Here is a 14,453-nt window from a genome sequence, read left to right on the forward strand (position 1 = left end):
ATGAATATGCCGTTCCAACTCATTTTTGTAATTCTTATGGCATTTTCACAACTTAAAACCATTATAAATTAATCCCTCTGGGCAAACCACGTACAATGGCTCAATTAAATTCCTATTTTTGAGAAAATAATTAAACAAGACATGAACTTATACGGAATCCTAAAAAGTGCGCACTCAGGCTGGCGCTACATTGTTCTAATTCTATTAGTGGTGGCTCTTTTACAGGCATTGGCTGGCTGGCTAGGCAAAAAAGGATATACAGAAGGCAATAGAAAGCTAAATGTTTTTACCTTGATTAGCGCACATATACAATTCCTTTTTGGGTTGGCTTTGTATTTCATCGGCAAATGGTTTGCTGTTGATAGTTCAGTAGCTGTTGGTCGTTATTGGAAAATGGAACACATTACCATCATGCTTTTGGCCGTAGTATTGATTACCATTGGCAATTCCAGATCTAAAAAGATCGCAGATGGGGTAGCCAAACATAAAGCCATTGCCATTTTCTTTGGTTTAGCGCTGATCCTGATTATTGGTTCTATTTTCATGATGGTTAAAAACGATCCATCCAGAACTTTATTTGGGGTTTCTTAGCACTTTCCCGTCAACCTGAATTTATTTCAGGGTCTATTAGTTAAACTGATGCTGAAATAAATTTGCTTCGCAGCTACTTTGTGGTCAGCATGATGAAAGCGATCAATAAAATTTTTCAAAATATTTTGATTATTTAACATTTTGTATAAATTTGCTTTACGATGATTAACAAAATAAACACTTGGCACTGGCGTACTAACTCGAAAGAAAGTTTCGTCAATGGCTCGTGCAAAATATAGTTTATCAACTTAAACCTAAACTTAAACCACATTCAAACCCGACGGAACCACACGTCGGGTTTTTTATTTTATAAAAAAATGAACACATATCAGATACATACTTACAACAAGAAAAGATTAGCAGACACGACAACGCCTGTGAGCATCTATCTTCGTTTGAGAGATGTTTTTACGAACACCATCCTGCTGGAAAGTTCCGATTATCATAGTCGGGAAAACGCTACCAGTTTCGTTTGTGCCGAGCCAGTAGCCGGCTTTGTGGTTAAGGAGGGCACGCTTAGCATCAGCTATCCCGATGGGAAAACCGAAACAAAGAACGACTTTGTGCTTTCCAACGAGATCACGGCATTTAAAAACAAGTTTGAGCAAGCAAACGCTCCCGAATCAAAACATATTTCGAGCGGTTTATTCGGCTACTTTACCTGGAACTGTGTGCAGTATTTTGAAGACATCAAATTTTCATCGGCTACGCCAGAAGAAGATAAAATTCCCGAAATGCAGTATCATATCTATCGGTACATTATTGCCATAGACCACTTTAAGAATGAGATCACTTTGTTCAAAAACACCTTCAATAACGACGAAGATGAGGATTTGAGCAAGATGGAATACATCATCCAAAATAAAAACTTTCCTGAATATGGCTTTAGCACCAACGGGACTGAAAGTTCAAACCTTACCGATCAGGGCTTTATGGATATGGTTGAAAAACTTAAAAAGCATATCTATCGCGGCGATGTTTTCCAGATTGTGCCATCGAGGGCTTTTTCCCAAGGTTTTTTAGGGGACGAGTTTAACGTGTATCGTTGTTTGCGCTCTATCAATCCATCTCCATACTTATTCTATTTTGATTATGGCAACTTCAAGTTATTTGGTTCATCGCCAGAAGCTCAAATTACCATCAAAAATGAAACTGCCAATATTTTCCCCATTGCGGGAACTTTCAAGCGCAGCGGTAACGACGAGGAAGATGCCAAGATTGCCAAAGCTCTGGAAAACGACCCCAAAGAAAGTGCAGAACATGTGATGTTGGTTGATTTGGCCCGCAACGATTTAAGCAGGCACTGCCAGCAAGTGGAAGTAAAATCGTTTAAAGAAGTACAGTACTACTCGCACTTGATCCACCTGGTGTCCAAAGTAAGCGGAAAGCTTCAGCAAAAAAACAGTGCTTTCAAAGTAGTGGCAGACACTTATCCCGCAGGAACATTAAGTGGAGCGCCAAAATACAGGGCCATGCAATTGATAGATGAAAATGAAAACTTGGGCCGTAATTTTTATGCGGGAGCCATTGGCTACATGGGCTTTAACGATGATTTCAACCATGCCATCATGATCAGGACTTTCATGAGCAAGAACAACAAGCTTTATTATAGGGCTGGCGCTGGCATTGTAGCCGATTCGGTTGCAGAAACCGAGCTTAATGAAGTAAACAATAAAATTGCCGCTTTGCGCAAAGCGATAGAAATGGCCGTGGGGATTACCCCTTAGCCCCCTAAAGGATAATTACTAGCTGACCGCAAAAAGAATTAATAAATTAAAAAAGATTTTTACAACATACATGAGCGATAGAAATACAAAGTCCCCTTCAGGGGATTTAGGGGCAGGGGTAGTTTTAGTAATAGATAACTACGATAGTTTCACTTATAATTTGGTGCATTTAATTAACGAATTAGGTTATGAAACCGAAGTGTGGAGGAATGACAAATTTGAACTTTCGGAAGTGGCCAAGTACGATAAAATCCTGCTTTCACCTGGGCCAGGGATTCCAGAAGAGGCAGGCCTGTTATTGGATGTGATTAAAACCTATGCCAATACCAAAAGCATTATGGGCGTTTGTTTGGGCCAACAGGCTATTGCCGAAGCTTTTGGCGGCAGCTTGCTCAACTTAGGCCGACCTATGCATGGCATTGCTACCCCCGTAAGCAAAACGGTTGACGACGAACCACTTTTCAAAGACATTGCCGTTCCCTTTGAAGTGGGCCGTTACCACAGCTGGGTAGTTGATCCCGCTAGTTTACCCGAAAGTTTAACCGTTACATCGGTTGATACCGATGGCCAAATCATGTCGTTAAGACATAAAGAGCTGGATATTTGCGGTGTACAGTTTCATCCCGAAAGTGTATTGACGCCCCAGGGCAAGCAAATGATGAAAAACTGGCTAGAAGGAAGTGAAAAGTAGAAACGCTAAATGATCGTCATTGCGAGCAACGAAGCAATCTCAAAGCGATTACATGAGCTTCGTTTCCCGCAATGCGTCCCCAAAATAAGAACATGAACATACTCGACAAAATCGTTCTACGAAAAAAAGAAGAAGTTGCCGCTGCCAAACAACTAAAAAGTGTAAAAGAGTTGGAAAGCAGCCCCGCATTTGGACGAACTCCATATCGTTTTAAGGATTTTTTACTCGCTGAAGATAGAACAGGGATCATTGCCGAATTCAAAAAGCAATCGCCTTCAAAAGGAGTGATCAATGGCAATGCTGACGTTAAGGAAATTACCCAAGCTTACAATTCAGCGGGTGCTTCGGCACTTTCTGTACTGACGGATACTGATTTCTTTGGCGGCAAAAAAGAAGATTTAATCCAAGCACGCAGCGTGAATGAAATTCCAATTTTGAGGAAGGATTTCATGATTGACGAATATCAAATTTTAGAGGCCAAAGCTTGGGGAGCCGACGTAATTTTACTGATTGCTGCTATTTTAAGTCCGCAGCAAATTGTGGATTTAGGTAAGCTTGCTCAAAGTTTGGGATTGAATGTATTATTGGAAGTACATGACCTTGCAGAATTGGAACGCAGCATTTGTCCGCACCTTGACGCCATTGGCGTAAACAACAGAAATCTTGGCGATTTTACGGTGAACATCCAAACTTCTTTTGATTTGGTTGATAAAATTCCTGATGAATTTTTAAAGATTTCGGAAAGCGCCATTAGCCATCCACAAACCATTAAGGATTTAAAACAGGTAGGTTTCCAAGGTTTCTTAATTGGCGAAAACTTTATGAAAACGGAGCATCCTGGTTTGGCAATGCAAAAATTTGTTGGGGAGTTGTAGTTCCATTAACTGAAAAGAGACTTGCGAAGTTTTAAAAGCTTCGCAAGCCCGCAATAACGACAAGAATAAGTTGAGCAGCCCAACACTAAACACTAACGCCTAGCCACTAACCACTACTCCCTAACGATCAAACTTCACGCATTCTTTCAACTGCTTTTCGGTGTAAGCCAGTTCATACTGCTTCAATACGTCATCAGGTACGCCATTCCATTGGTTGGGTGAATTTCCGGCATAGCCGATATCCGCCACACCCATTTCTGAAGTATAAAAGCCAGAAGCCACCAAATTGCGCATACGGTTAAAAAACGCCACACCCTGGCTCATTTCGGGCTTTGCTTTGTTAGGATAGGCAATCATATCTATCAATTCTATTTGTTGCTTATCGCTGCACTCCCTAAAAGGTTTGCCAAAACGGTTTAAGCATTGTAAATCTAGCCAACGCAAACCTCCCCGCATAGGAATTTGGTGTTGCGGCATGTCTTTCACAATAAACTCAATAAACTCAGGCACTTTCGCTTCCGAGGCACTTCCGCTCACTTCATCCTTCGGGATAATGATATCCGACAAGATGGTAATGGTAGCCATTTCCTCTTTGCTGAAGAAGTTTGCTTGAGCCAAAAGCTCCTTTTCCCTCACAAGTTCTTCCTTTGCCCGGTCATAGGTAAATTCCGGATCGGTTACCGCTCCCCCCTTGTCATCTTTGGGTTTACAGCCACTTACCAAAGCCGTGCCCGAAATGGCCCCAACACCTAATAATTTTAATGTTTCTCTCCTGTTCATGGCTATAAGTTTTGTTTTTTCATTTCAGCAATAATGTATTCGCTGGCCCTCATGGAAAGTGCCAAAATGGTCCAGGTAATGTTTTTATCCGCTTGCGACGTAAAAGCGGCGCCATCTACAACAAACAAATTTTTACAGTCGTGCGCCTGGTTGTACTTGTTCAGTACCGAAGTTTTTGGATCACTGCCCATACGTGCCGTTCCGGCTTCATGGATAATTTTTCCCGGAGACTCCAGTCCGTAGTTGTTCTCTTTATTATAGTCGCCACCCCAAGTTACAATTGCACCCATATTGTGCATCATTTCATCAAACGTTTCTTTCATGTGCTTGGCCTGCAAAATCTCATGATCGCTCCATTTCACGTTAAATTTCAATACCGGGATCCCAAATTTATCTACCACGTTAGGGTCAATTTCACAGCGGTTGTCATATAATGGTATGGCCTCTCCACGGCCGGCCATGCCCACACTTGCCCCATAAAAATAACGATAATCTTCTTTCAGCGACTTGCCGTAACCCCCGGCTTCTTTTTGTTGCCCCCTAACAGCGAATTTGCCGTTCATCCCTTCGATACCGCCACCAAAACCATAGGCTGGCTGGCTCATTCCGCCCCAGTACTCAATGTGGTAACCACGGGGGAAATCAAGTTTTTTATTGTCTAGCCACCAAGGCGAGTAAATATGCATGCCCCCTACACCATCTTCATTGTAACGTTTTCTGTCAAAAAGCTGCGGAAGCACCCCGCCCATTGCCGCTCCGGTGGAGTCATGCAGGTAACGGCCCACTACATCACTGCTATTGGCCAAACCATTCGGATGTCGTTTCGACTTTGAGTTCAGCAATAAACGGGAAGATTCGCAAGCACTTGCCGCTAAAATAACCGTACGGCCGGTTACCTGGTATTCCATCATGTCATCTTTGTTGATGTACGAAATACCTGTGGCCAAACCTTCGTTGTTGGTTAGCACTTCCCTGGCCATTGCATTAGGCACCACATCAATATTTCCTGTGGCCAGGGCCGGATAAATCAACACATTGGTAGAAGAAAAATCGGCCTTTGCCATGCTACAGTTCCTATTGCACTGTCCACAAAAAAAGCAAACGCCTCGCTCATCATTCAATTTTTGAGTAAGGATAGACAGCCTTGAAGGAATTACCTTTACGCCCGAAACCGCCGCACCCTTTTGGATAAAAAGTTCGTGCAAGCGTGGCTTTGGCGGCGGAAGAAAAAAACCATCCGGATGGTCTTCCAGCCCTTCATTGGTACCAAAAATACCGATCAATTTATCAACCCTATCGTAAAACGGTTTAATATCTTCATAACCGATAGGCCAGTTTTCTCCCAGCCCATCAATGTCTTTTCTCTTAAAATCCTTGGGGCCAAACCGCAGCGAAATGCGCCCCCAGTGGTTGGTTCTACCGCCAAGCATCCTCGCTCTCCACCAGTCCCATTCAGTACCTGGCGCTTTGGTGTAAGGCTCACCCTCTACATCCCAACCATAGTAGCACGCATCAAAATCGCCAAAGGGCCTAAATTTTGTGCTTGCTCCCCTACGTGGCGATTCCCAGGGGTTTTTCAACTGCGTAATATTTTTCTGAGGGTCGTACATGGCCCCGGCTTCCAAAAGGCACACCTTTAATCCCGCCTTGGCCAGCGTATATGCCGCCATGCCCCCGCCAGCGCCCGAGCCCACAATTACCGCATCATAATGTTTGCTTTGTTTTTTAATTTGCATTAGGCTTATAAGTTAGTAGGCTCAAGTTAACGCATTTTTGCTTGATGCACAAAAAATTGTACCAGCCATGGTTATATTTTAATGAAGAAAATTTAAGCAGGCTCCTATGGGCTACAGCAGCCCCGAGGTACGATGGCTAAAGTGAGCGGGGCTGCCGTTCCAATCGGGTTTAACAAACTTGGGTTCGATCGGCAAAAAGCATAAGCCCTGTCCATAGGTTTAGGTTTAGGACCTCGAAGAGGTCAAATAGTTATAAAAAACAGACCTATTTCCTTCGGGTACGACTCCTACGGAGTCGCATGATTGCGCCCAGATATTTATCTATAAGGATTGAAATCCTTCGGATTTCCCGGTTCCCAATTAGACCTGTGGTTGGTGTTAGACCTATGGTTGGTGTTATCACCAACCACAGCACTAACCATTATATAAACATATCCAAAGATCTCTCCAAAAGGTCGAGATGACGAAATGTCTATACCACTAAACATTTGGGTTTGATCGGCAAAAAGCATAAGCCCAGTCCATAGGTTTAGGACCTCGAAGAGGTCAAATAGTTATAAAAAACAGACCTACTTCCTTCGGGTACGACTCCTACGGAGTCGCATGATTGCGCCTAGATATTTATCTATAAGGATTGAAATCCTTCGGATTTCCCGGTTCCCAATTAGACCTGTGGTTGGTGTTAGACCTATGGTTGGTGTTATCACCAACCACAGCACTAACCATTATATAAACATATCCAAAGATCTCTCCAAAAGGTCGAGATGACGAAATGTCTATACCACTAACCATTCTACTGATCGCCATTATAAGAACATCAAAATCTATTAGACCTGTGGTTGGTGTTATCGCCAACCACACCACTAACCATTGTATAAAAATATCCAAAGATCTATCCAAAAGGTCGAGATGACGAAATGTCTATACCACTAACCATTATACTGATCGCCATCACTAACCATTAGACCTATGGTTGGTGTTATCACCAACCACACCACTAACCATTGTATAAACATATCCAAAGATCTATCCAAAAGGTCGAGATGACGAAATGTCTATACCACTAACCATTATACTGATCGCCATTATAAGAACATCAAAATCTATTTTTAAAAAGCAATGTTCGGCAACGCTTGGGCTACGGCAGCCCCGCTCATTCACTACAAGTCCTCATCCGCTCACGCTCCTTGCGGGCTTTCCGTTGCTATCGGGTTTAGGTTACTTAAACCTGTGCACGGCACTTGCCCACTAAACCCGGCAGCAGCGGATACCGGCCCTGTGGCTAAGGCCTGTAGCCATATGAGCGGATGACGGGGCTAGCGTAAATAGCCGAAAAAACATTGCTTTGCCTCTATTTCAGCATCCTAAAATTGCTTTTCCCAGAAAATATCTTTCTTGTTATAAACGTAAAAAATATCCCCAAAACGGGGTATTTACAAAAGGAAGTTTTAACTTCAACCATTAAACTGCACAAAATGAAGAATTACCTAATCGCTGCTTTGCTTATTGGCACTTCCGTAGGCCTTAAAGCTCAGCAAGAAATCAGCTATGAAGTGAGTTTCCCCAATTTGGTACACCATGAGGCTCAAATTAGCATGACCATACCCAATGTGCCTGCAAATACGCCCTTAAAAGTTAGGTTTGCACGCTCCTCGCCCGGGCGATATGCCACGCACGAGTTCGGCAAAAACATTTACCGCTTAAAAGCTTTTGATGCAAACGGCAAGGCCCTGGCACTTAAACAACCGGCAGGCGATGTTTTCGAGATTGAAAAACCTGCCAGCAAAGTAAAAATTACCTACACTATTTTCGGCAACTGGATTGACGGCACCTATGCTGGTTTCGACGAGCAACATGCCCACATGAATATCCCTGCGGTGTTTGCCTTTCCCGTAGGCATGGACAAGCGACCGCGAACGGTTAAATTCAGCTACCCAAAACAAACCGACTGGAAAATTGCCACCCAACTAAAACCAATGGGCAATGGCATTTACTACGCCAAAGATTTCCAGTATTTCATGGATAGTCCCATTGAAATTTCCGCTTTTAAGGAGGCTAGCTGGGAAGTAAAAAATACGGATGGCAAAACACAGAAAATCCATTTAATAGCTCATTCCGACGACGATGAAATGACCGTTTTTAACTATGCAAACATGCTTAAAAAGGTGGTAGAGGAGCAAAAAGCTATTTTTGGCGAGCTCCCTGTTTTTGATTACGGCAATTATTATTTCCTGCATTGCGTACATCCGAGCTATGCGGGCGATGGCATGGAGCACCGTAACTCTACGGTAATTGTGCAGCGCACGCCTAAAATTGTGGGCAACGAAAGCAACTTGTTGGGCACATTTTCCCATGAGTTTTTCCATGCCTGGAATGTGGAACGTTTGCGCCCTAAAACGCTGGAGCCCTTTAATTTCACGCAATCAAATCTTAGCGACGAACTTTGGATTGCCGAGGGGTTTACACAATATTACGGAAACCTCACCTTAAAAAGGTCGGGCTTTAGAACACTTGAAAATATCACGAGGGTATTTGGCGGCTTGGTAAATGCGGTAAGCAACTCGCCCGGCGCAAAAAATTTCTCGCCAATACAAGCAAGTAGGTATGCCGTTTTTGCCGATGCCGGGGTGGCTGTTGACCGAACCAACCAACAAAATATTTTCACCTCGTACTACACTTATGGTGCCGCAGTAGCTTTAGCTTTGGATTTACGTTTAAGAAGTGATTTTAACCTGAGCCTAGATCATTATATGAAGGCGTTGTGGAAAAGTTACGGCAAAACCGAGATTGCCTACACCATTAGTGATTTAGAGAAAACACTGAGCAGCCTCACCAAAAATGCAGGTTTTGCCAATAAGTTCTTTAAAGATTTTGTATATGCCACCAAAAAGGAAGATTACGCATCATTACTCCTGAAGGCTGGATTGGTTTTACGCAAGGAAGCTTCTGGAAAAGCGTATAGCGGTATTGGCCGCTTAGTTGATGGCGGCTCAACAGGGAAGGTAACGGTGCCGGCCACTACGGTAGGCCTGCCGGCCTATAACGCCGGACTGGATTTGGATGATGTGATTTTAAAAGCCGATGGCGTGGAAATAAAAACCGCAAAGGATTTTGATGCAATCACAGAAAAACACCAACCTGGTGAAACAATTGAGATTGTGTACAGTCGAAAAGGAATAGAAAGAACCACCAAGCTCACCTACGTTGAAAATCCGATGCTTGAATTGGTTCCTATTGAAAATACTGGCGGCACCTTAACTGCCGAAATGAAAGCTTTTAGAGAAAAATGGTTGGAAAGTGCGGTGAAATAGTAGGTAATACGTTGTAAGTTTTACTTGCTAGTCGTTCATATTTTCAACAAGCAAATACAATCTAGATACTAACATCTAATTACTAAATACTAATATTATAAAAATGAAAAAAACCTTTTACGCCTTGGGCCTTGCCTTAGCTTCGCTTACTGCAAATGCCCAAAATATCGACAAAATCATTACCAAGGATTACGTAGATCATTTGATCAAAACCTTAAGTGCTGATGATATGCAAGGCCGCCGTACCTTTACGCCCGGTATTGATAAGGCCGCTTCTTTTATCGAAAAAGAATTTACTGCCATTGGCTTAAAGCCACTGGATGGTGAAAAAGGATATCGCCAAACTTTCTATAAATATCAGCTAAAGCCACTTTCGGCCAAGGTAACCATTGATGGCCAAGCTATTGCCGAAGAAAATATTCTGATCTACGGCAATAGGGCGGAAAGTATCTCATTTGATCAAACCAATAGCGATGGCTGGGTGAAATTAGATGACAGCAAAGATTTCATGAGCCAGTTTAGAACTTTGGCCCGTAGCGGCAAAAGGCAATTGGTTTTAGTTGACGTAAAATTCCTGGATGCCTTTAAACGTGTTAAAGGGATGATTGGAAGAGAGTCGGTTGTAGATGAGAAGGACCTAAAGAACGCCAAAAGCCCAGCGGTGGTATTTGTATTGGACAAAGAAAGCGCAAGTTCTTTTCAAGTTGAACTGAAAAACTCGGTTTCGAAAATGCCGCTGTTTAACGTTGCGGGAGTTATTCCGGGCAAATCCAAAGCTAAGGAGTTTGTGGTTTTCTCCGGACATTACGACCACATGGGCATTGTAAAACCGGTGGAAGGCGACAGTATCATGAACGGAGCTGACGATGATGCCTCTGGAACTTCGGCCGTAATTGCCCTGGCCAAATACTACAAAAAATTAAACAAAAATGAGCGCACCTTGATTTTTGTTGCTTTTACCGCTGAAGAAATTGGTGGCTATGGCTCTCGTTACTTTTCAGAAAAACTAAATCCAGATGATGTTGTAGCCATGTTCAACATCGAAATGATTGGCAAGGACAGTAAGTTCGGGAAAAATACCGCTTTCATTACAGGTTACGAGAAATCAGATTTCGGCAAAATCCTCCAAAAAAACTTGGAAGGAACCGAGTTTACCTTCCATCCTGATCCATACAAGGAACAAAATCTATTTTATAGGAGTGATAACGCCACTTTAGCGGCATTAGGGGTTCCTGCGCATACCATCAGTACCGATCAAATTGACATCGATAAATTATACCACACGGTAAAAGATGAATACAGTTCTTTGGATGTAGAAAATATCCTATCAACCATCAAAGCTATCGCCAAGAGTGCCGTGAGCATCATCAGTGGAACAGATACCCCAACTCGAATTCCCAAACTGAACCAATAAACCAACCATGAGTAAATTATTATTGAAAGCAATATGCGGCGGTGCCATGTCTATGGCGCTCTGCATACCAAATATATTTGCGCAAACGGCAGAAACATTGCTGTTGCGTAGCCCCTCAGTAAGTGAAAAAAATGTTGCCTTTGTTTATGGCGGTGATATTTGGATCGCCAATCGTGATGGCAGCAACTCCAGAAGGTTAACCGTTAATCCAGCGGTGGAGCAAAGTCCTGTTTTTTCGCCTGATGGCAAAATGATTGCCTTTACGGGGAATTACGACGGAAATACCGATGTGTATGTTATTCCGATAGAAGGCGGCGAGCCTAAAAGGGTAACCTTCCATCCCAGTGCCGATTTGGTAAAGGGCTGGCTAAGCAATGAAGAAGTTTATTTTACTTCAACTCGTGATTATAGCTACGCATTGAGTTCTCGCATGCACCGCATCAAAATTGATGGCACCAAGGAACAGCCCCTGCCAATGCCCGAAGCCACTCAAGGCTCGCCTTCTGCCGATGGACGTTATTGGGCCTACATCAAGAACACCGACCCTTCTGACCGGTTAAACGTTGCTTTTAAACGCTATCGTGGCGGCGGCATGCCCCAAATCTGGATTTTCGACACCCAGACCAAGAACATCGAAATTATTCCGGGAGAAGGTGCCAACAACGTAAAACCGCAATGGGTAGGCAATAAGGTTTATTATTTAAATGATAAAGACCTTACGCTCAATCTTTATAGCTACGATGTAAAATCTAAAAAAGTTGAGAAAATTACCAACTTCAAGGATTATGATATCAAATCGTTAACTGGAGGCACAAACATGCTTGCTTTTGAGCAAGGTGGCCGCATCCACCTTTTGGATGCCAGCAACAACAAAATCAGCACTTTAAAGATATTGATCCAGGCTGACGCTCCTTACAAACGCAGCAGATATATTGATATGGCCAGCGATATCCGGAACTTCGATATTTCGCCAAAAGGGGTAAGGGCTTTATTTGAAAGCCGCGGAGAGATTTTTTCTGTACCTAAAGAAAAAGGAGATGCTAGAAATCTATCTAACTCACCGGGCAGTTATGAGAAATATCCAGGGTGGTCGCCAGATGGCAAATACATCTCTTACCTGTCTGATAAAAATGGCAAATATCAGTTGGTATTGCTAAACCAAGCAACCAAGGGCGAACCAGCATATATCACCTTGGGAGATTCTCACTTTTATTTCCAACCAACTTGGTCGCCTGACAGCAAAAAGCTTTTCTATGCTGATGCGCATTTGAATTTATACTACATCGATATCAACGCTAAAAAACCAGTATTGGTTAAGCAAGACAAATTGGGATCACACACTGCAAGAACCTACAATCAGTTGTTGCCCAGCTGGTCCCCAGATTCTAAGTGGATTTCATACGTAGCTACTTTGCCAAACAGTTTAAGTGCGGTTTTCTTGTACAATTTGGAGAAACAAACGCATACCCAGGTAACCGATGGCATGAGCAATGCGGTTTATCCAAATTTCAGTAAAGATGGCAAGTATCTTTTCTTTATGGCCAGCACCGATGTAGGCTTAACCAATAGCGGCTTGCACATGTCGGCCTATCAGCGTCCGGTAAACTATACCGCATATGCCCTAATCCTTTCTAAAAAAACGCCTTCTTTATATAAAACAGAAAGCGACGAGGAGAAGATAACCGAAGAACCTGCGCCGGCCAAAAAAGAAGAGCCTAAAAAAGAAGAAAAGAAATCAACTGCGAAAAAAGATGCGAAACCTGCTGCCGAACCCGCAAAACCAGCAGAAACAAAAAAACCTATTGAAATTGACTTGGACGATTTAAGCAACCGCATCATTGCATTGCCTATTCCAGCAGGTGGTTTATCAGGTATTGAGGGCGGTGTTGAAGGTCAGTTGCTGTACATCCGCAACGGCGAGTTGAGCACCTTAAATCTCAGCAAAATGGAAAGTACCAGCTTGGTGCAAGGTGTTTTTGGTGTTGGGGTGAGTGCCGATGGCAAGAGCATGATTTATAGTTCAAGAGGAAGTTATTTCATTGTTCCGGCGGCACAAAAACCTGCCACGCCCGAAACTGGCAAAATCAAGTTAGAAGGCATTAAACTATTGGTAGATCCGGCGGCAGAATGGAAACAGATGTTCAATGAAGTTTGGACCATGGAGAAAGCCTATTTTTACGTAGAAAATATGCACGGAGCTGATTGGCCGGCAGTGAAAACCAAGTACGAAAAATTCTTGCCCTATGTAAACCACCGATCTGACTTGGCTTACCTATTAAACGAAATGATGGGCGAAATGGTGGTGGGCCACAACTATATCTATCCAGGCGATGAACCTTCGGCTACTTCGGTAACAGTAGGAATGTTAGGTGCCGATTATCAAATTGAAAATGGCTTTTATAAAATCCAGAAAATCTTTAACCGTTTAGACTGGAATCCAAGCTTTAAGGCTCCTTTGGCAGAGCCAGGCCTGAACATTAAAGAAGGCGATTACATTGTTGCCATTAACGGTGTACCATTAAATTCGGAAACATCTATTTACAGCCTTTTTGATTTTAAGGCTGGCAAACAAGTAGCCATTAAAGTGAACAGCAAGCCTAGCCTAGATGGTGCCAGAGAAGTGGTGGTAGTACCAATTACACCAGGTGCCGAAATGGAACTGCGCAGAATGGAATGGGTGGAACGCAACCGCAAAAGGGTAAACGACCTAAGCAATGGTCAAATTGCCTATGTGTATATGCCAAACACCGGGCCTGATGGTTACACTTACTTCAATCGTTACTATTTCTCTCAAATGGATAAAAAAGCATTGTTAATTGATGAGCGTAACAATGGCGGTGGCTGGGTAGCTGATTATGTGATTGATTTGCTCAGCCGCGAATTAATGAGCTATTGGGCAATTAGAGATGGCAAAAGCTTTACTACACCTGGAAACGGCATTTACGGCCCTAAAGCAATGATCATCAATGAAAACGCTGGCTCCGGTGGCGATATGATGCCTTACATGTTCAGGGAGAAAGGCCTTGGCAAGTTGGTGGGGCGCACTACCATGGGCATTTTGGTAGGAATTAGCGGTTATCCACGTTTGTTAGATGGCGGCAGCATTACCTCGCCAAATTTCGGCATTTATGATACCAAGGGCAAATGGATCATTGAAAATGAAGGTGTTGCGCCAGATGTTTTTGTTGAACAAACTCCGAAAGATTTATTAGAAGGTAGAGACCCGCAGCTGGAAAGAACCATCAAAATATTGCAGGAGGAGATGAAAAATTATAAATATCCTAACACCGCAAAACCTAAAGATCCAATTAGGGGCCATTAAAAAACA

The 14,453-nt window shown here is 43.0% G+C and carries 9 protein-coding genes; 7 read left to right on the forward strand and 2 right to left on the reverse strand.

Going from position 1 to position 14,453, the window contains the following annotated elements; translation table 11 throughout:
* Nucleotides 1-141: 141 nt before the first annotated feature.
* From DUT71_RS00645 to trpC, 4 genes are all read left to right on the forward strand, one after another.
* Nucleotides 142-591, forward strand: coding sequence for a cytochrome B (locus DUT71_RS00645; protein ID WP_113660624.1), 450 nt, complete (start codon nucleotides 142-144; stop codon nucleotides 589-591).
* 317 nt (nucleotides 592-908) lie between these two features.
* Nucleotides 909-2,318, forward strand: coding sequence for an anthranilate synthase component I family protein (locus DUT71_RS00650; protein ID WP_113660625.1), 1,410 nt, complete (start codon nucleotides 909-911; stop codon nucleotides 2,316-2,318).
* 70 nt (nucleotides 2,319-2,388) lie between these two features.
* Nucleotides 2,389-3,009 (forward strand): anthranilate synthase component II, encoded by a 621-nt coding sequence (locus DUT71_RS00655; protein ID WP_113660626.1) that lies wholly within the window; start codon nucleotides 2,389-2,391, stop codon nucleotides 3,007-3,009.
* A 92-nt stretch (nucleotides 3,010-3,101) separates the two neighbouring features.
* Nucleotides 3,102-3,884 (forward strand): indole-3-glycerol phosphate synthase TrpC, encoded by a 783-nt coding sequence (trpC, locus tag DUT71_RS00660; RefSeq protein WP_113660627.1) that lies wholly within the window; start codon nucleotides 3,102-3,104, stop codon nucleotides 3,882-3,884.
* Between the two features lie 120 nt (nucleotides 3,885-4,004).
* Here the strand turns inward: trpC and DUT71_RS00665 are convergent, their stop codons facing one another.
* A complete protein-coding gene (locus tag DUT71_RS00665; protein ID WP_113660628.1) occupies nucleotides 4,005-4,664 on the reverse strand; it encodes a gluconate 2-dehydrogenase subunit 3 family protein in 660 nt (219 codons plus the stop codon).
* A gap of 2 nt (nucleotides 4,665-4,666) precedes the next feature.
* Nucleotides 4,667-6,400 (reverse strand): GMC oxidoreductase, encoded by a 1,734-nt coding sequence (locus tag DUT71_RS00670; protein WP_113660629.1) that lies wholly within the window; start codon nucleotides 6,398-6,400, stop codon nucleotides 4,667-4,669.
* 1,475 nt (nucleotides 6,401-7,875) lie between these two features.
* Here DUT71_RS00670 and DUT71_RS00680 point away from each other — a divergent pair.
* The 3 genes from DUT71_RS00680 (at nucleotide 7,876) to DUT71_RS00690 (ending at nucleotide 14,447) form a co-directional block, all read left to right on the forward strand.
* Nucleotides 7,876-9,711 (forward strand): M61 family metallopeptidase, encoded by a 1,836-nt coding sequence (locus DUT71_RS00680; RefSeq protein WP_113661067.1) that lies wholly within the window; start codon nucleotides 7,876-7,878, stop codon nucleotides 9,709-9,711.
* A 103-nt stretch (nucleotides 9,712-9,814) separates the two neighbouring features.
* Nucleotides 9,815-11,125, forward strand: coding sequence for a M20/M25/M40 family metallo-hydrolase (locus tag DUT71_RS00685; protein WP_113660631.1), 1,311 nt, complete (start codon nucleotides 9,815-9,817; stop codon nucleotides 11,123-11,125).
* Between the two features lie 7 nt (nucleotides 11,126-11,132).
* The gene (locus DUT71_RS00690; RefSeq protein ID WP_240186816.1) at nucleotides 11,133-14,447 is read left to right on the forward strand and encodes a S41 family peptidase; all 3,315 of its coding nucleotides are present in this window, start codon (nucleotides 11,133-11,135) and stop codon (nucleotides 14,445-14,447) included.
* Nucleotides 14,448-14,453 lie beyond the last annotated feature (6 nt).

The organism is Pedobacter nanyangensis (assembly GCF_003313505.1).
GTDB classification, from domain to species: domain Bacteria; phylum Bacteroidota; class Bacteroidia; order Sphingobacteriales; family Sphingobacteriaceae; genus Pedobacter; species Pedobacter nanyangensis.